Here is a 19,181-nt window from a genome sequence, read left to right as displayed (position 1 = left end):
AAGATGCTGCCATCAGCTAATTTCCGTCGAACTGTCCGTGATCTCCGCCGATTGACGTTTCACAAAAGGCTGAAATCAGATTCTAAATATCTGGGCAGACACGGAGAACCAGCGAAATGACGTCTTCGACATTGCGCTGCGCCTCGGCGAATCCAATCCGCCCGCCGCTCCACAGCGCCAGCGCGGTCAACATCGTGCCACCCACGGCGAGGGAAGTTACGCGCGCGACTTCCGCCGGAACGCCATCCATCAGTTCGAACATCACGGTCCGATGTGCTGCCGCACGCTGATCCAGCGTCTCGATCACGAATTCGTCTGCCGATGAATGAAGTTCGATCTCCAGACGGGCAAAGTTCGGTCGCCGTTGAAACGCCTTCATTTCACGGCGATGCAGGAGAAGTACACGCTCACAGACGCCGAGGTCATCCATCCGGGGATCCTCCTGCACTGCGCGCTGTTTCACGTGAAGGCCGCTCCACTCGACCATTGCCGCCGCGAGGAGTTGTTGCTTCTTCGGAAAGTAGCGGTACAGAGTTCCGAGAGCCACGCCCGACCGTTCGGATACGTCCTTCATCTGAATACGATCCGACGGAATCTGTGTCAGCATCTCGATTACAGTGCACGTCAGGCGATGACGCCGCTCTAGTTGGCCGGCGTTCATGAGCTCCATGCTCATCGGGGGTTCATCGCTATGTGCAATCACGGAGTCACGGTAATTCACCAAGTCGCTGATCGGTGGCTATCCAGCGATATTCGCCGCAGCAATCTCGAGGTCCGACCCTCGGTCGATTCGGGAGGCAAGATCCTATTTCGGGTCGACACCGGCGCGACGACGCGTCGCCTCGGCCACCGACGCCCAGTCGAGCGCACCCTGGCCGTGAGCCAAGGCGTCGACAAAAATATTCTCCAGCTGGGAACCGAACGCCAGTGGCACCTGCTGATCTCGCGCCTCCGCGAGCGCGAGTCGTACGTCCTTGAGACCCAACTCAACGCTGAATCCGACCGGCTCGTAATCACGTTTGGCAATCATCGATCCGTATCCGCCGTAGACCGCGCCGGGAAACAGGCTGTCGTTCATGATCTCCATCAACTGTTCCGGTGAACCCCCGAGCTTCTCGGCCAACGTAGTTGCTTCGGATATAGCTTGAATTGCGTTGGCAATCAGATAGTTTCCCAGAATCTTGAAGACGTTGGCCTGCGCTGGTTCATCACCCACATTCCACATCCGGCGTCCGATGACTGCGAGCAGCGAGTCGACCTTGGCAATCGCCTCTACATCTCCCGCCACCAGTACCGTGAGCGCAGCAGCGTCTGCCGCGTCGGCCCGCCCGAAAACCGGCGCGGACAGATACTGGACCCCGTGTACCGCAAGAGTTGCTGCCGCCGTGCGAGCTAGTGTCGGGCTCACAGTAGCGAGATTGACGTAGACAGCGCCTGCCGGCAGCGCGCGCAACGCCTGCTCGTTCAAGACGTTGTTTTCGAAGGCCTGATCATTGGCCAGCATGCTCATCACGACGTCATTCGCCAACGCTTCGGATGCGTCGAACACCTCTGTGCCACCACATTCGACGATGCTCGCGGCCCGACCAGGTGTTCGGTTCCACGCCTTGACCTGGTGTCCGGCTTTGGCCAGATTCCGCGCAATGGGTCGTCCCATGGTTCCCAGACCCAGAAATCCGATATCCATCGTCATCTCCCCTGATCGACCGAGACGCCGGATGCTGCGGTCGTTCGCACCTCCATCCACACTATCGAGAGAACTCCCGAGCGCAAGAGCACTCGGGAGCTCAGACGGGTGACCCGGCCGTCCAGCCTGGCAGTGCTAAATTCCTCTCATTGCCCCCGCGGTCCAGCTGCAACTTCCCGATCCGCTACGACTACTCGATTACCAACAACAAGTCACTACCCTCGACCTGAGCCAGTGCCGCAATCGCAAGTCTGCTCACCACGCCGGCACACGGCGCCGTGATAGCTGCCTCCATCTTCATCGCCTCGATGGTCGCGACTGAGTCACCCGCGGCAACCTGCTGACCCGGTTCAACGGTCAGCGTGACGACGCCGGCGAAGGGCGCGGGGACATGCCCGACAATGTTCCGGTCAGCCTTCTCCGCGGCCGGAACTGTATCAGCCATGCTGCGATCGCGAACCGACACCGGCCGCAACTGACCGTTGATGATGCACATCACCGTGCGGAATCCCCGTTCGTCCGGTTCGGAGATCGCCTCCAGTCCGATGATCAATTCCACTCCGCGATCGAGTTTCACACGGTGCTCCTCACCGCGTCGCAACCCGTAGAAGAACTGGTTGGCGGAAAGCCGTGAAGTATCACCGTACTGCTCACGATGATCCAGGAATTCCTGTGTCGGACCGGGGAACAGCAACCGATTCAACGTCGATCGGACTTCGGCAGATTCACCGTGCAGGGCCTTGGTGTCGTCGGCTGTCAACTCGGCTTCCGGCTTTGCCTGACCACGGCCCGCCAATGCCTTGGTGCGAAACGGCTCTGGCCAACCCGCTGGAGGAGTACCGAGTTCACCACGCAGAAAACCGATCACTGATTCGGGAAGGTCGAACTTCGCGGGATCCGCGGCAAACTCGTCAGCACTCACACCCGTACCTACGAGGTGAAGGGCCAAGTCTCCGACCACCTTCGACGACGGCGTCACCTTGACCAAGCGGCCAAGCATTCGATCGGCCGCCGCATACTTCGACTCGACGTCCTCGAAACGGTCTCCGAGACCCAATGCCGCTGCCTGCGTGCGCAGATTCGAGAGTTGACCGCCGGGGATCTCGTGTGTGTACACACGTCCGGTCGGCGCCGGGATGCCGGACTCGAACGGTGCGTACACCTTTCGCAGAGATTCCCAGTAAGGTTCGAGGTCGCATACGGCCTGCAGATCAATCCCGGTGTCAAATTCGGAATGCGCTGCCGCAGCTACGATCGCCGACAGTGCGGGCTGACTCGTGGTTCCTGCCATCGGAGCGGATGCACCGTCTACGGCGTCGGCGCCGGCCTGCCACGCCGCCAGGTAAGTCGCGAGCTGACCACCCGGAGTGTCGTGGGTGTGCACATGAACCGGAAGATCGAAGTTGCTACGCAGTGCGGAAACAAGGGTCGCGGCGGCGGGTGCACGCAGCAATCCGGCCATGTCCTTGATCGCCAGAACGTGTGCTCCCGCATCCACGATCTCCTCCGCCAGGCGGAGATAGTAGTCGAGTGTGTAGAGCGTCTCCCCAGGATCCGACAGATCGCCGGTGTAACTCAGCGCCACTTCCGCAACCGCCGTTCCGGTCTCGAGCACCGCATCGATCGCCGGACGCATTTGATCAACGTTGTTGAGCGCGTCGAAGATTCGAAAGATATCGACTCCAGTCCGCGCAGCTTCCTGAACGAACGCCGAAGTCACCTTTTCCGGATACGGCGTGTACCCGACGGTGTTACGGCCACGAAGTAGCATCTGCAGGCAGATATTCGGTACCGCCTCACGCAGCGCTGCGAGTCTCTCCCAGGGGTCTTCCTTCAAGAAGCGAAGCGCCACATCGTAAGTCGCACCGCCCCAGGCTTCGATAGATAACAGTTCCGGAGTCATCCGGGACACGTGGCCGGCTACTGCGAGGAGACCACTGGTGCGAACCCGGGTCGCGAGCAGTGACTGATGCGCGTCACGGAAGGTCGTATCCGTGACGGCCACTGCCTTCTGCTCACGGAGTGCCGCAGCAAAACCTGCCGGACCCAATTTCACGAGTCGCTGCTTGGAACCGTCTTTCGGTGCCGCAGTCAGATCGATCTTCGGAAGTTTTTCGTGCGGATAGCCTTTCGACGGCCGTTCGCCGTGCGGCCGGTTCACCGTCACGTCGGCAAGATACGTGAGGATCTTCGTTCCCCTGTCTGCAGATGCCCCTGACGTGAGAAGTCCCGGACGCTCCTCGATGAAAGATGTCGTCACCTCACCCGCGCGGAAGTCAGCATCGTCGAGAACCGCCTGCAGGAAGGGAATATTGGTGAAAACACCCCGAATGCGGAATTCGGTAACCGCGCGTCTGGCCCGCGAGATGGCTGTGGGGAGATCTCGTCCGCGGCACGTCAGTTTGACCAGCATGGAATCGAAATGCGCACCGACTTCCGCACCGAGTGTCGCGCCGCCGTCGAGGCGGACCCCGGCACCACCCGGTGTGCGGTAGGCCGTGATGCGCCCGGTGTCTGGACGGAATCCGTTGGCAGGGTCTTCGGTCGTGATGCGCAATTGCAGTGCCGCGCCTCGCAGGACAATCGATTCCTGCCTCAGTCCGAGATCGGACAGCGTCTCACCCGACGCGATTCGGAGCTGGGCCTGAACCAGATCGACATCGGTCACTTCTTCAGTGACAGTGTGCTCGAACTGGATTCGCGGATTCATCTCGATGAACACATGATTGCCACGGGTGTCGAGTAGGAACTCGACAGTACCGGCACACGAGTAATTGATCGCCTTGGCAAACGCAACCGCGTCAGCGCAGATCTTCTCACGCAGGCCGGCGGGAAGGTTCGGGGCGGGTGCCAATTCGACAACCTTCTGGTGACGTCGCTGCACGCTGCAGTCGCGCTCGAACAAGTGGATGACATTGCCCTCACTGTCGGCGAGAATCTGTACCTCGATATGACGAGGATCGATCACTGCCTGCTCGAGAAACACCGTGGCATCGCCGAACGCCGACTCCGCTTCGCGGGCAGCTGCTTCGATGGATTCCCTCAACTGAGAATATTCGGAGACACGACGCATCCCTCGCCCACCGCCACCAGCAACTGCCTTCACGAAGATCGGAAATTCCATCGAATCCGAAGCAGTCATCAGCGCATCGATATCGGTGGACGGTTCAGAAGACGCGAGAACTGGTAGTCCCGCTGCTCGCGCCGCTGCGATTGCGCGGGCCTTGTTTCCCGTCAACTCCAGTACCTCGGCCGACGGCCCCACAAACGTGATACCCATCTCGGTGCATGCTGCCGCAAGTTCGGGGTTTTCCGACAGAAATCCGTAGCCGGGGTAAATCGCATCAGCATCGGACTTCACTGCAGCAGAAACAATCTCGGGCACTGAGAGATACGCGCGAACCGGGTGACCCTGCTCCCCGATCTGATAGCTCTCGTCGGCTTTGGACCGGTGGATCGAGTTCCGGTCCTCGTGAGGGAACACGGCCACGGTTCCGGCGCCTAGTTCGTAGGCGGCGCGGAATGCGCGGATTGCGATTTCGCCTCGGTTGGCGACAAGCACTTTGGAGAACATAGAGAGAAAACCTCGCTGTCGAGTGGTCCAGTACCGCGAAATGCGCATGGCCCGCACGGAAAGTGCGGGCCATGCGTAGAAAAGCATCGACGAGGCCAGGAGACGGTGATGCCAGAACCGAACCTCGCCGACGCAGTCTTGAAGGTGTCATGCCACGACGGTGAAATGTGTCATGCCACGACGGTGAAATGTGTCATGCCACGACGGTGAAATGTGTCATGCCACGACGGTGCGCTGCGGCACGCCGGAGTACTGGCTCAGTGGCCTGATCAACGCATTGGACTGTCCTTGCTCGATGATGTGCGCCGTCCACCCGGTGATGCGACTCATCACGAAGATGGGCGTGAACATCTCGACATCGAACCCCATGAGGTAATACGCAGGGCCCGTCGGGAAGTCGAGGTTCGGCTTGATTCCGGTGGCGCTGACCATCGTCTTCTCGAGAGTCTCGTACATCTGCACCCACTTCTCGCCGCCGGTTACTGCTGCGACGTCGATGAGTGCTTGCTTCATGGTGGGAACCCTCGAGTCGCCATTCTTGTAGACACGGTGTCCGAACCCCATGACTTTGCCCTTGGCTGCGAGCTTGGCCGACATCCATGTTTCGGCCTGATCGGGATCGTCGATCTCGATCATGTCGTGCATGACTGCTTCGTTGGCACCTCCGTGCAACGAGCCTTTGAGCGCACCGATTGCCGCAGTTACTGCGCTGTAGATATCCGACAAAGTGGACGTCACAACGCGAGCAGCAAAGGTGGAAGCATTGAAGCTGTGCTCTGCGTACAGGATCAACGAGACCTCGAAGGCCTTCACGATCGCCTCGTCCGGAACACTGCCGAAGCACATGTTCAGGAAGTTCTCCGCGAAGCCCAGGTCCGATTGCGGCGCAATGGGATCCTGTCCACGGCGACGACGGAAATCTGCTGCGACGATAGTCGGCAAGACTGCTGTCATACGCAACGCCTTGGCGAGATTCTCCGGAGCCGAGTTGTCATCCTCGGCCGGATCTTCGGCGCCCAAATAGCTGATAGCCGTACGGACCACGTCCATCGGATGGCAGTTGTCCGGCATCTTCGTCAAGAGCGAGAGCAGCGACCGATCCGCGCGTCGGAGTGAACGCTCACGTAGGCATAGCAATTCGAACTGCTCAGGCGTCGGCAATTCTCCGTACCAGAGCAGGTAGGAGACTTCTTCGAAGCTGCAGTTGGCTGCTAGCTCTTGCACTGCGTAGCCGCGGTACGTCAACGAATTCGTCTCGGGCACTACCTTGGAGATGGCTGTCGTATCAACGACAACTCCTGCCAAGCCCTTGTAGATCGTCGGAATCTGTTCGGTCATGTCCTACTCCCCTCCACGCTGAAATTGAATATGCCACTGTCGAATTCGTTGTAGCGCTCGTACTCGAGAATTTCGTAGAGACGGCTGCGGTGCTGCATCTCACCGAGCAGACCCTCCTGAGTTCCCGTCTTGTGGATCTCGCGCAGCCCCTTTTCGATGGCGAACATCGCCAGACGCAGGGTGGTCACGGGGTAGATGACGGCGTTGAAGCCGATCTCTTCCAAGGTTTTCGCTGAGATGAGATTCGACTTTCCGAACTCGGTCATGTTGGCGAGAAGCGGGACATCGACTGCGGCACGGAACTTCTCGAAGTCGGCCTCGGTAGCAAGAGCCTCTGTGAAGATCAGATCTGCGCCGGCGTCCGCGTAGGCTTTTGCCCGCTCGATCGCGGCATCGATACCGTCGATGCCGGCCGCGTCGGTACGCGCACAAATCACGAAGTTGGGGTCACGCCGCGCCGAGACTGCGGCGCGTACTCGGCGCACCATATCCTCGGTGGGGACGATGGCCTTGCCGTCGAGATGTCCGCAACGCTTGGGGTTAATCTGATCTTCGAGATGAAGACCGGCAATACCGTCGTCCTCGAAAATCGTGACCGTGCGGGCGGCGCTCATGGGCTCACCGAAACCGGTGTCCGCGTCGATGAGCGTCGGAAGGTCCGTAACGCGGGCGATCTGTTTGCTGTGGCCGGCTACCTCGGTGAGCGTGGTCAACCCGATGTCGGGAAGCGCCAGACCTGCCGAGTAGGCGCCGCCGGAGACGTAGACGCCTTCGAAGCCGATTTCCTGAATAAGCTTGGCCGTCAACGGATTAATAGCACCGGGCAGGCGCTGAATCTTTCCCGACGTCAAGCCTGCACGGAAGGCGATGCGCTTGTCTGCTGCGGACGTCGATGCCGCGATGAGGCCCGTCATCAGAAGAGTCCCTTGGTGACCTTGGGTGCCCGAGCGAGAACGTCGTCGGAGACGGTGAAGGTGAGCTGATCGAGCTCGCCGGTCTTCAATTCGGCGGTGCGCTGGGCTGCTTCGAGGAAGCGGTCCTGCTCGGCGGGCTCAATGACGCCCTCGGCGAGGGTACGGAACTTCGCGATGTACTGATCGCGAGCGAAGGGACGCGCGCCTAGCGGATGTGCGTCGGCGACGGCGAGTTCGTCAATGATGACCTCGCCGCTCTTGAGGGTGATTTCGGCGCGGGCACCGAAGGCCTTCTCGTCCGGGTCCGTCGAGTGGTAGCGACGGGTCCATTCGGGGTCTTCTCGGGTGGAAATCTTGTTCCACAGCTCGATGGTGTCGGGGCGCTGCGCGCGCTCGGGAGCGTAGGAATGCTCGTGATGCCAGGTGCCGTCTTGCAGTGCGACGGCGAAGATGTACATCACCGAGTGATCGAGGGTTTCACGTGATGCGGTGGGATCGAACTTCTGTGGATCGCCGGAACCGGTGCCGATCACGACATGCGTGTGGTGGCTGGTGTGCAGGACGATCGAGGCGATCTGTTCGAGATCACCGACGCGGGAGCGCATCCGGCGCGCGAGGTCGATCGGGGCCTGGCTCTGGTACTCCGCGGAATGTTCCTTGGTGTACGAGTCGAGGATCGCGCGCTTGGCCTCTCCGGTTCCGGGCAGCGGGACGTGGTATTCCTTGTCCGGTCCGCCGAGAAGCCACGCGATGACACCGTCTTCGCCTTCCCAGATCGGTGAGGGTGCGCCTTCGCCGCGCATGGCACGGTCGACAGCTTCGACGGCCACCTTGCCGGCCAACGCGGGAGCGTAGGCCTTCCAACTGGAGATCTCTCCCTTGCGGGACTGGCGGGTCGCCGTCGTGAGGTGCAGGGCCTGACCGATTGCCTGGTACACCGTCTCGGGGTCGAGTCCGAGCAGGGTTCCGATACCGGCGGCGGCGGAGGGTCCGAGGTGGGCGACGTGGTCGATCTTGTGCTCGTGCAGACAGATTGCGCGCACGAGGTCCATCTGAATCTCGTAGCCCGTTGCGAGACCGCGGATCAGATCGTTGCCACTGCGTCCGGCATGCTGAGCGACCGCGAGGATCGGCGGAATGTTGTCACCGGGGTGCGAGTACTCAGCGGCCAAGAAGGTGTCGTGGAAGTCGAGTTCACGAACTGCGACGCCGTTGGCCCACGCTGCCCATTCCGGCGAGAAGGTACCGGGAACACCGAAGACAGCGGCTCCGGGTGTGTACGGATGAGCCTGTGCCTGTGCGCGGGCATTGACGACCGGTCGACGCACCAGAGAAGCCGCGGCGACGGATGCATTGTCGATGATCCGATTGACGATCATGTCAGCCGTGGCGTCTGAAACCTCGACAGAATCGGTGGCAACCTCTGCGATCTTCCACGCGAGGTGTTCTTCCTTGGGGAACTCTTCGGCCGAACGGCGAGTGCGTACGAGATGCGTCTTCATAATCCTCTTTCCACGTGCTTCGGTATCCATTTGCACGGTACGCAGCACGCGATATCCCACAAAAGGGCTTGCACCTGCCTATTTATGCAACACCGAAGTTGCGAAGTTGCGAATGTTGCGAACAGGCTCTCGGTAGTGTGAACGCCATCAGGACGGAGGAGATCTCTTGAAGAAGATGTATGCGGGTGCCCGTTTGCGACGGCTCCGAGAAGAACGAAGCCTGTCGCAGTCCGCGCTGGCGAAGGCGCTCGAACTCTCACCCAGTTACGTCAATCAACTCGAGAACGACCAGCGGCCACTGACCGTCCCCGTACTCCTGAAGCTCAACTCCGAATTCGATCTCGACGTTCAGTTCTTCGCTTCGGATTCCGACGCGCGTCTGGTCGCCGACGTCCATGAAGCGTTGGCGGAAACCTCTGAATCCGGAGATGTATCCCTGGCCGAAGTCGACGAACTTGTTGCGCGGATGCCGGCCGTCGGACGCACCTTGGTGATGCTGCACAGGCGGTTACATGCCGCCACCGAACAACTCGATCAGTTCTCCACGCAACTGTCCGGCGATGCGGCGCCAGAGTCGACACTTGTCCCCATGCCCTACGAAGAGGTTCGCGACTTCTTCTACGACCGCCGCAACCACATCGCGGCGCTCGACAATGCTGCGGAACGCCTTTTCCTCGACAACAAATTATCCATCGGCGCAATGGATCTCCAGCTCGCCCGGCTTTTGCGGGATCAACACGGCGTCACGGTCCGCATTCGCACGGACGAGCCTGACAAGCTAGGTCCAAAGCGGTTCTACAATGCCGAGAAATCGATCCTCACGCTTGCACGCCGCCTTTCCGCTGGGCAGCGCGCCTTTCAGATTGCCATGCAGTTGGCCTTCTTCACCCAAGCAGAACTCATCGATTCCATTGTGGCCGAGGATGATTCACTTACTGCCGAATCCTCCGCACTAGCACGGGTCGGATTGGCCCATTATTTCGCCGGCGCACTCCTACTTCCCTACACACAGTTTCTCGATTCCGCGGAGTCGTTGCGCTATGACATCGAGCTACTAAGCCTGAAATTCGAGGTCGGATTCGAGACCATCTGCCACCGGTTGTCCACTCTGCAACGACACGGCCAACGCGGGATCCCATTCTTCTTCGTTCGGACCGACCGTGCGGGAAACATCTCGAAGCGCCAATCGGCAACGGCATTCCACTTCTCGCGGGTCGGTGGCAGTTGTCCATTGTGGGTGATCCACGAGGCATTCGCCAGTCCCGGACGCATCCTCACTCAGGTTGCGAAGATGCCGGACGGACGAACCTACCTGTGGGTCGCTCGAACAACCCACAGCGGCGGATTGGGCTACCTTGCTCCCGAACGCAATTTCGCCATCGGCCTCGGATGCGACATCGGCTACGCCGACCGGATGGTCTATTCACACGGCATCCAGACGGACGACCCCGCCACGATCGTTCCGATCGGGTCGGGCTGCAAGGTATGCGACCGACCGTCGTGCGCTCAACGCGCATTTCCCCAACTCGGCCGCTCGGTATCCGTCAGCGAGAACAGCAGCAGCCACCTTCCGTATCCGCAGGCGTAAGGCCGCCTGCAACAAGGCCAAACTAGTACACGTATTAATTAACTAATGTACAAAAATCACCTCCCAGTCGCGATAGAGTGACGGCATGAAAGCCCAGGAGAGCACCGGCGAACTCAACTTTTGGTCGTTCATCGAGTTGGCGAACAAGCGACTCGCCGACGAACACGGCTTTCGCCATCACCTGGCCACCGAGGTCTTGTTGACGCTCAATCGCGCATCCAACGTGGTCACCTACGATCTCGAGTCGTCGATCCATCGGCCACGAGGATGGTCGTGGTCGTCCTTTCGCTTACTGTTCGTAACCTGGCTGGCCGGGCCGATCGAGCCGAAAGCCGCTGCTGAGCTCACCGGAATGAGCCGGGCTGCCGTCTCCAATCTGTCCAAGTCACTGGTCGCCGACGGCCTGATCGACCGACGCCCTACCGAGAACGACGGCCGATCCGTCCAGCTCTACCTAACCGACAAGGGCCGAGAAGCCATGGTCGAGGCGTTTCGAGAGCAGAACGAACGCGAACACGCCTGGGTCAGCGTCCTCAGCGAGGCTGAGCAGCGCATCCTTGTCATGCTCCTGGACAAACTGATCACCAATCGCAGCCAGTTCGACGTCCGCGGCCGCAACTGACATAGATCCGATCACGTTCAAGGGTTGCACCTGTCACATCATTTTAGTTAATGTGTTTACTATCTAGTTGATGTGAGTCAGACGGAAACAGCACAGAAGGAGCCCAGTCATGGCGTTCTACCGACAACTCGGCAATATCCCACCGAAGCGTCACACCCAACACCGTGACGAGACGGGCAACCTCTACTACGAAGAACTGATGGGCGAAGAGGGATTCTCCTCGGACTCGTCACTGCTCTACCACCGCGAGATTCCGTCGTCGATCGTGGACGCCACGGTCTGGGAACTGCGCGACCAGAGCACCACTCCCAACCACCCGCTCAAGCCGCGGCATCTGAAACTGCACACCTTGTTTCCCGAAAGCACCTGGGGACACACCGATGTCGTGACCGGCCGTCGACTGATCCTCGGCAACGCCGACGTTCGACTGTCCTACGTCGTGGCAGCCGCCGCATCTCCCCTGTACCGCAATGCAATCGGCGACGAAATGGTCTACATCGAATCCGGTGAGGCCACCGTCGAAACCGTCTTCGGCGCACTCGAAGCACGTGAAGGCGACTACGTCCTCATTCCGATGTCCACCACCCATCGTTGGATCCCCAAGGGCGACAAGCCGTTGCGGGCATACGCGATCGAAGCCAACAGCCACATCGTTCCGCCCAAGCGGTACCTCTCACGATTCGGTCAACTTCTCGAGAATGCGCCGTTCTGCGAACGAGACCTTCACGGACCCACGGCGCCGATGATTGCCGAGGGCACCGACGTCGAGGTGCTGGTGAAGCACCGCACCTCGCACGGCATCGTCGGAACTCGAATGGTCTATCCCACGCATCCTTTCGACGTCGTCGGCTGGGACGGATGTCTGTACCCGTACACGTTCAACATCTCCGATTACGAGCCCATCACAGGCCGCGTTCACCAGCCGCCGCCGGCGCATCAGGCGTTCGAGGGCAACAACTTCGTGATCTGCAACTTCGTCCCCCGTAAGGTCGACTACCACCCGCTGTCGATCCCGGTTCCGTACTACCACTCCAACGTCGATTCCGACGAGATCATGTTCTACTGCGGTGGAGACTACGAGGCGCGCAAGGGATCCGGTATCGGTCAGGGTTCCATCTCGGTTCACCCAGGTGGCCACGCGCACGGCCCGCAGCCGGGTGCCTACGAACGCAGCATCGGGGCCGAGTTCTTCGACGAACTGGCCGTGATGGTCGATACGTTCAGACCGCTCGAGCTCGGTGAAGGCGCACTCGCGTGCGAAGACGACTCCTACGCCTGGAGCTGGGCCGGACGGGGGCCGCAGAAATGACGTTGATTTCCCCACTCCTCCAGGGCCTCTGCGACGACGCCGCCCTGTTCCCACCAGGCAATGCGCCTCTTGCCGAGGCGATTCCGGCCCACCATGCTTATCGCCGCGCCGACTACGCTGCACTTGTCGGACCGTTCATCTTTCCGGCCCCGCGATTGGGCGAACTGGCTGCTCACCTGTCCGGTGACAGCTCCCTGTCATTGAGTCTCACGGTTCCGACGGGTCCGGCTGACACAGCGGCCGCGCTGGCGAGCGCCGTCGATCTCCCGGGGGTTCGTGTTATCGCCGTCGAGGTGGGAACACCCGCCGGGGTTACCGCTGACGAGGCCTTCGACGAACTCGCGCGCATTCGTTCCACGTATCCCGACATCGAGATTTTTGTGGAAGTTCCCCGTGACAGCCGGTGCGGTGACTATCTTGCTGCGCTGACAGCGGCCGGATACTCCGCGAAGTTTCGGACCGGAGGCATCGTCGCCGAGGCGTATCCGGATGAAGGCGAGCTTGCCGACGCTATTATTTTTGTTGTCCGGGCTGGCATTCCGTTCAAGGCAACTGCCGGACTACACCATGCCGTACGCAATACGGATCCCGACACAGGATTCGAGCAACACGGCTTCCTCAACATCTTGACAGCTGTCACCGTCGCAGCCGCGGGCGGCGATCGATCCGATGTCGTTGCAGCACTTGCCGAGCGGGATGGGTCCGCGATCGCGCGCGCCTTGAGCGGTGTGACGGACAAGGCAGCTGCAGATATTCGCCGACGGTTCCTCTCGTTCGGCACCTGCAGCATCACGGATCCCCTGACCGAACTCGAAAGCCTCGGACTGATCTCCGTCGGCCCGAAGACAGAAGGAACACTCGTATGACCACCACGACTATCGACATTCCCGCCGATTCCTTGTTCGGCATCAACAACCTTCCCTACGGAGTGTTCTCGCCTGCCGGCGGAGCGCCGCGCATCGGTGTGCGGGTAGGCGAGGTGGTCATCGATCTGGCTGTAGCGCTGGATGATTCCGTCTTCGCCGAGCCGACCTTGAACGCCTTCATGGCTCAGGGCCGGGAACGCTGGGTATCGGTACGTGAGCAGATCACAGAACTCGTAGCCGGTGAAATCCCCACGGAAGCAATCTTTTCCGTCGACTCGGTGACACTGCATCTCCCCATCGCCGTCGCCGACTACGTCGATTTCTACGCGTCGGAGAACCACGCCACCAACCTCGGTCGACTGTTCCGCCCGGATGCCGCGCCCCTGATGCCCAACTGGAAGCACCTCCCCGTCGGATACCACGGTCGTTCGAGCACCATCGTCGTTTCCGGTATCGACATCATCCGCCCATGCGGTCAGCGCAAGGCTCCCGATCAGGAGAACCCTGATTTCGGACCGTCCCGTCGACTCGACATTGAAGCCGAGATGGGTTTCATCGTCGGAACTCCGTCGACAATGGGTGATCGCATCACTCCGGACGAGTTCTCCGAGCACGTCTTCGGTGCAGTTGTCGTCAACGATTGGTCTGCCCGCGACATTCAGGCGTGGGAATACGTCCCCCTCGGCCCCAACCTCGGCAAAAGTTTCGCGACGTCAATCTCCCCGTGGGTCGTGCCGCTTCTCGCCCTCGAAGCAGCCCGGATCGATACTCCTGTCCAGGATCCGGAACCTCTTCCCTACCTTCGTGGTGACGAGAAGTGGGGCCTGGACATCGATTTGGCCGTCGAGTGGAACGGCCACATAGTCTCACGGCCGCCGTACGCACAGATGTACTGGTCACCGGCGCAGATGCTTGCCCACACCACCGTCAACGGAGCCACCGCCAGTACCGGCGATCTCTTCGCTTCCGGGACGATTTCCGGTCCCGAGAAGAATCAGCGCGGCGCCTTCATCGAATTAACCTGGGGCGGCAAGGAACCCGTCGCAGTGGGCAGCGAGACGCGCACCTTCCTCGAAGACGGCGACACCATTTCCATCTCGGCGACCGCACCGGGCATCGGCGGATCTCGTATCGGGTTCGGCGAGGTTTCGGCCGGCATCCTGCCCGCGAGGTTCTCAGCGACTCACTGAGACGCCCGAGAGGCCTACGCACGACAACACGGATCAACGCGATGAGGGCGTTGGTCCGTATTGTCGTACCCAGAGCCGGAAGAGCCGAAAATCATTGACATACAACGATGTCAGTGCAACATGCTGCCGAGGTTGCGTGCCGCCGCGACGACCTGGGCACCTAGGGCAGCGCGGTCATCCGTGTCGAATACCGAGATTCCGAGGCTGGCGAGAGCATCTCCGCGCCGCCCGGGAATGACGGCCGAAATGCCTAGCACGGAGGGAATGAGCTCTCCGTCGGTCATCGCGTAGCCGCGAGCACGCGCCGCGATGATCTCTTGACGCTCCCCGTCGACGGGTGGCAGCGAAGCAAGGATCGAGAGGCCTGCTGACCCCCGATTGATCGGGTCGACCTGGCCGGGGTGGAACGCCACATGGACTTTGGCGCTGCGTGGTTCGACAACCATCAGTGCACGCACCTCCCCCTCGCTCTCACGGACCACGAGGTGAGCGGTGGCCTCGGTGGCGTCGGCGAGAGCTTCAAGGATGGGGCGGGCCAAGGTCCGCAGATCCTGCTCGACAGGTTCCGCCAGCGTGACCAGCCCGGCCCCCAGCGTGACGCGCTTGAAGGAATCCTTGCGGCACAGGTGATGAGCCTCGAGCGTGCGAATCAGCCTGTGCGCCACGGTGCGGTGAACACCGATACCGTCCGCGATGTCAGTGACCGAGAGACCATGCGGATACGACGTCAAGAGCTCCAGAACCGCAAGTCCGTGATGCAGCGTTTTCGACATGCTCGAGTCCACCTGAACTGCGCTTTTGCGCGGCCGATGCTCCTCGTTGAGTTCCGACATGGAGTCCCCTTCTTGACGTATGTGAGGTATGCCACCTACGCTTTGTTTATATCGCACACCACGTGCGATTATCGCACACAAACGAACGAGTTGCACATGTTTCGACAAATGCAGCGAATCGTGTCCGGAAAGAAGTTTTTCTGATGAGTGATCCCTACTCCTTGGCACCAGAGGTCGTAACCTCGATTCACCAGCTCTACGGAATGCAGAGCCACCTCATCGATACCGGTCAGTCCGATTCCTGGGCAAAGACTTTCACAATCGACGGCAAGTTCCATTCACCCAGCTATCCCGAACCGGTCGTCGGATTCACTGAGCTGACAGCCTTTGCCGCCCGCTTCTTCGCAGGAGCATCAGCAGTGGGTGAAGTTCACCGGCACGTGTTGACCAACCTGGCGATCGAGTCGCACGAACCCGGCGTCGTCACCGTTCGGGGCTACTTGCAGATCGTGGCAACCGTCATCGGCGGCGAATCGCGATTGGTGCGGATGACGACGATCACCGACCGGGTCGTCCGGGTGAACGAAGAGTGGCGAATTGACCGGCGCGTCGTCTCCCGCGACGACACGCCCCGCTTTTCGACCCCCGCCTGAGCAACCCAAACTTTTGTACCTGACCATTTTCAGTAGGAGAAACAATCATGACCGCAGTTGCTGACCAGTCCAATCCCGGCCGTACCGTCGCCACCCAACTGTTGGCGCTGTACCCGGAGTTGGCCGGCAAGGTCGCCGTCGTGACCGGTGCGGCGCAAGGTATGGGTGCGACGTTCGCCGAAGGCTTGGCGACGCGCGGCATCAATGTGGTCGGCGCCGATATCAATGAAGAGCAGATGCTTGCGACCGCTGAATCCATCAATGCGGCACTGGCCTCGACGTCCTTGGCAGACAAGCCCGGCCGTGTAATCGGTGCCCGCATCGACGTCACCAAGCCCGACGAGCACGAATTGCTCGCCCAGCTTGCCTTGAAGGAATTCGGCCAGGTGGACTTCTGGATCAACAATGCAGGCATCTTCCCGTTTGCACTCGCCGAGGAGATCACTCCCGAACAAATCGGCGCGACACTGAGCGTCAACGTCGAAGGCGTGCTGTACGGCGCTCAGGCTGCGGCCCGCCACATCAAGCCCGGCGGCGCCATCGTGAACATGTCTTCCGTGTCCGCTCTACGCGTGCGCAAGGGTCGCGGTGCGTACTGCACTTCGAAGGCTGCTGTCGCTCACCTCACCGAATCGCTGGCAGTAGAGTTCGGCGACAAGGGAATTCGTGTCAACTCCATCGCTCCCGGCTACATCGACACCGCCATGACGAAGTGGGTGCAGGAAGACCCGATCGCACTCGCCAATGCTCTCGACGCAGTGCCACTGCACCGCCTGGGCTCACCCGAGGAGGTCTTCGGCCCGCTGCTGTTCCTGCTCTCGGACAGTTCGCGTTACGTCACCGGGCACAGCATCGCAGTCGACGGCGGTTCACGGCATGTCTGATCAAACGTCCTACCCCGGAGTTGTTCTCGTCACCGGCGGCGCTGCCGGTATGGGTGCGCATCATGCGCGTACCCTCGCAGCGCGTGGGTCGCACGTCTGTGTTGCAGACGTTGCCGATTCATCGGAACTGATCGACGAGATCACTGCCGCCGGCGGATCGGCTTCGGGACACACCCTCGACGTCAGCGATGCCGCAGCCTGGACGTTTCTGGTCGACGACATCCGCACCGCCCATGGCGAACTCGGCGGCTTGGTCAACAATGCCGGTATCTCGCGTCGACTCGAATTCATGGACACCCCGGACGATATCTGGGAACTGACCATGAAGATCAATCTGTTCGGGCCGTTCTACGGCATGAAGGCTGTGGCGCCGTTGATGCGTGAGAGTGGTGGCGGATCCATCGTCAACATCTCGTCCATCGCCGGCCAGATCGGTTACTTCTCACCCGCGTACTCCTCGAGCAAGTGGGGCCTCACCGGCCTATCGAAGTCGGCTGCCGGCAACTTCGCCCAGTGGGGCATCCGCGTCAACTCGGTGCATCCGGGAATGGTCGGAACTGCCCTGCTCGGTACCACGAGCGATTTTATCGACGCGTCTCTGAAGTCAGTTCCCCTCGCGCGCATGGGAACTCTGAATGAAATCACCGAAGCCGTGCTCTTTCTGCTGTCGGACAAGTCGACGTACACCACCGGAACGGAAATGACAGTGGACGGCGGACTGGTCTCGAATGGCTTGTACCACCGCGTCATTGCGGAGACTGGAGAACTTTCATGAGTGACGACTGGGACGTCATCGTCATCGGCGGCGGTGGCGCCGGACTGGCGGCTGCCGTATCGGCTGCCGAAGAAGGCGCGTCGGTGCTGCTGTTCGAGTCCGAAACCGAACTCGGCGGCTCCACCCAACTTTCTGCCGGAATCTTCACCGCAGCAGGCACCAGCGTGCAGGCCGGCCTCGGCATCGAGGACTCCGCGGAGAAGTTTTTCCAGCACTACATGGACCTCAACCAATGGCTACTCGCACCTGGACTGATCCGCGCCTTCTGCGAAAATGCCGGTCCGACACTGGAATGGCTCATCGAGCTGGGCGTCGAGATCCCCACGTCGATCTCCGGCAATGCGCACCAACCTGGGCTTGCGCAGGCCGGCGTCGAAGATGTCTGGCGCGGCCACGTCCCGAAAGATCAGGGCTACGGCCTCGTTCAGACACTGGACCGGGCGCGCCGTAAGCACGGTATCGAAGCCATCCTCGGCACGCGGGTACAGAAGCTGATCGAGGAAGACGGTCGGGTTGTCGGTGTTGTTGCCGACGACATCGAAGTCCGCGCCGGAGCCGTCGTGGTTGCCACCGGCGGATTCGCGCAGAACCCGGAACTTGTCGATCAGTACTTCCCCGTCGCCAACAAGGCGGGCGACGATTTGTTCGTCGTTGCAGCCGAAGGCAGTCGCGGAGACCACATTCGGTTCGCACATGAGCTGGATATGCCCATCATCGGTGACGGCTGGGGCCTGATCATGCCCACCGTGTATTTTCAGCGGTTCCATCACTGGCAGTCCGGTTTCCCGCCGAAGTCGCGCATCTACGTCAACCGGAACGGTCGCCGGTTCATGGACGAGGACGCATCGTATGCGATCTCCACCGGAATCATCGATCAACAGGGCGGTTACGGCTGGATGATCTTCGACGAGAATGCTCGCGTCAGTCTTGCTCCCGGATACGCGGATTGGAACCCGGAGCGCGTCGAGGAGGAAGTTGCCGCCGGCAACACTCATCGCGCCGACACCATCGAAAAACTCGCAGCACTCATCGACGTCCCCGTCGCAACCCTTCAAGCGACGGTGAACAAGTGGAACGAACAACTACCGAACGGCCGTGACGACGACTACCTTCGTCATCGGACGCTGCGCAACAAGGGCGCGGTCGGCAATCCCGACAGCATCGTGGCAGCACCGTTTTACGCGGCGAGAATCCTTCCCGCAGAGCTGGTCTGCACCCACGCCGGTATGGAAATTGACTCCAATGCGGCCGTACTCGGCCGCGAGGGAAACCCGGTCGAGGGTCTCTATGCAGCCGGTGAGGCCGGCGCCGGAATCCTCGGATTGCGATATGTAGGCGGGGGCAACGCCGTTGCCAACGCTCTGACCATGGGCCGCATCGCAGGACGTAACGCGGCGAAATTCACCCGGACCAGCGTTTCCGACGCAGCCGTCCATTCCTTTGCTCACGCCTGACGTCCATCGTCTGCGCAGCACCGAACCAAGTCAGTAGGGACCAAAATGTTAG

At 60.7% G+C, this 19,181-nt stretch carries 16 protein-coding genes; 9 read left to right on the top strand and 7 right to left on the bottom strand.

The genetic code is table 11. The annotated features are described in order from the left end of the window. Positions 1-82: 82 nt before the first annotated feature. The 6 genes from MTX36_RS06580 to prpD form a co-directional block, all read right to left on the bottom strand. Positions 83-676, bottom strand: coding sequence for a TetR/AcrR family transcriptional regulator (locus MTX36_RS06580; RefSeq protein ID WP_243618981.1), 594 nt, complete (start codon positions 674-676; stop codon positions 83-85). Positions 677-805: 129 nt separating this feature from the next. Continuing rightward, on the bottom strand, positions 806-1,687 hold the full coding sequence (locus MTX36_RS06575) for an NAD(P)-dependent oxidoreductase (RefSeq protein WP_243618911.1): 882 nt from the start codon (positions 1,685-1,687) through the stop codon (positions 806-808). Between the two features lie 190 nt (positions 1,688-1,877). Continuing rightward, positions 1,878-5,261: a pyruvate carboxylase gene (locus tag MTX36_RS06570; protein ID WP_243618910.1), complete on the bottom strand. Its 3,384-nt coding sequence runs from the start codon at positions 5,259-5,261 to the stop codon at positions 1,878-1,880. A gap of 216 nt (positions 5,262-5,477) precedes the next feature. Continuing rightward, a complete protein-coding gene (locus tag MTX36_RS06565; protein WP_243618909.1) occupies positions 5,478-6,599 on the bottom strand; it encodes a bifunctional 2-methylcitrate synthase/citrate synthase in 1,122 nt (373 codons plus the stop codon). Then, positions 6,596-7,513: a methylisocitrate lyase gene (gene prpB / locus MTX36_RS06560; RefSeq protein ID WP_243618908.1), complete on the bottom strand. Its 918-nt coding sequence runs from the start codon at positions 7,511-7,513 to the stop codon at positions 6,596-6,598. Before prpB ends, MTX36_RS06565 begins: the two co-directional genes overlap by 4 nt. After that, positions 7,513-9,015: a 2-methylcitrate dehydratase PrpD gene (gene prpD, locus MTX36_RS06555; protein ID WP_243618907.1), complete on the bottom strand. Its 1,503-nt coding sequence runs from the start codon at positions 9,013-9,015 to the stop codon at positions 7,513-7,515. Before prpD ends, prpB begins: the two co-directional genes overlap by 1 nt. Positions 9,016-9,181: 166 nt before the next feature. Between prpD and MTX36_RS06550 the strand changes: the two genes are divergently transcribed. From MTX36_RS06550 to fahA, 5 genes are all read left to right on the top strand, one after another. Then, positions 9,182-10,603, top strand: coding sequence for a short-chain fatty acyl-CoA regulator family protein (locus MTX36_RS06550; protein ID WP_243618906.1), 1,422 nt, complete (start codon positions 9,182-9,184; stop codon positions 10,601-10,603). Positions 10,604-10,688: 85 nt separating this feature from the next. Next, positions 10,689-11,225, top strand: a complete 537-nt coding sequence (locus MTX36_RS06545; protein WP_094271316.1) for a MarR family winged helix-turn-helix transcriptional regulator — start codon at positions 10,689-10,691, stop codon at positions 11,223-11,225. A 109-nt stretch (positions 11,226-11,334) separates the two neighbouring features. Next, positions 11,335-12,534, top strand: coding sequence for a homogentisate 1,2-dioxygenase (locus MTX36_RS06540; RefSeq protein ID WP_094271315.1), 1,200 nt, complete (start codon positions 11,335-11,337; stop codon positions 12,532-12,534). Then, the gene (locus MTX36_RS06535) at positions 12,531-13,400 is read left to right on the top strand and encodes a hypothetical protein (protein WP_243618905.1); all 870 of its coding nucleotides are present in this window, start codon (positions 12,531-12,533) and stop codon (positions 13,398-13,400) included. The genes MTX36_RS06540 and MTX36_RS06535 overlap by 4 nt, the downstream gene beginning before the upstream one ends. Next, positions 13,397-14,590 carry a fumarylacetoacetase gene (gene fahA, locus MTX36_RS06530; protein WP_243618903.1) on the top strand — a complete coding sequence of 398 codons (1,194 nt, stop codon included), beginning with the start codon at positions 13,397-13,399 and terminating at the stop codon, positions 14,588-14,590. Before MTX36_RS06535 ends, fahA begins: the two co-directional genes overlap by 4 nt. A gap of 110 nt (positions 14,591-14,700) precedes the next feature. Here fahA and MTX36_RS06525 read toward each other — a convergent pair whose 3' ends face one another. Further along, positions 14,701-15,423 carry an IclR family transcriptional regulator gene (locus MTX36_RS06525; RefSeq protein WP_243618902.1) on the bottom strand — a complete coding sequence of 241 codons (723 nt, stop codon included), beginning with the start codon at positions 15,421-15,423 and terminating at the stop codon, positions 14,701-14,703. Between the two features lie 143 nt (positions 15,424-15,566). On the opposite strand from MTX36_RS06525, the gene MTX36_RS06520 reads away from it, so the two are divergent. Genes MTX36_RS06520 through MTX36_RS06505 form a run of 4 tightly spaced genes read left to right on the top strand, consistent with a single transcriptional unit; the run spans position 15,567 to position 19,129 of the window. After that, positions 15,567-16,016: a nuclear transport factor 2 family protein gene (locus MTX36_RS06520; protein WP_243618900.1), complete on the top strand. Its 450-nt coding sequence runs from the start codon at positions 15,567-15,569 to the stop codon at positions 16,014-16,016. 47 nt (positions 16,017-16,063) lie between these two features. After that, positions 16,064-16,900 (top strand): SDR family NAD(P)-dependent oxidoreductase, encoded by an 837-nt coding sequence (locus tag MTX36_RS06515; protein WP_243618898.1) that lies wholly within the window; start codon positions 16,064-16,066, stop codon positions 16,898-16,900. Continuing rightward, on the top strand, positions 16,893-17,675 hold the full coding sequence (locus tag MTX36_RS06510) for an SDR family NAD(P)-dependent oxidoreductase (protein WP_243618896.1): 783 nt from the start codon (positions 16,893-16,895) through the stop codon (positions 17,673-17,675). The genes MTX36_RS06515 and MTX36_RS06510 overlap by 8 nt, the downstream gene beginning before the upstream one ends. Continuing rightward, on the top strand, positions 17,672-19,129 hold the full coding sequence (locus MTX36_RS06505; RefSeq protein WP_243618894.1) for an FAD-dependent oxidoreductase: 1,458 nt from the start codon (positions 17,672-17,674) through the stop codon (positions 19,127-19,129). Before MTX36_RS06510 ends, MTX36_RS06505 begins: the two co-directional genes overlap by 4 nt. Positions 19,130-19,181 lie beyond the last annotated feature (52 nt).

It is taken from the genome of Rhodococcus sp. ARC_M6, from assembly GCF_022810305.1.
GTDB lineage: Bacteria > Actinomycetota > Actinomycetes > Mycobacteriales > Mycobacteriaceae > Rhodococcus_F.
This window is presented reverse-complemented; position numbering and strand designations above follow the sequence as displayed.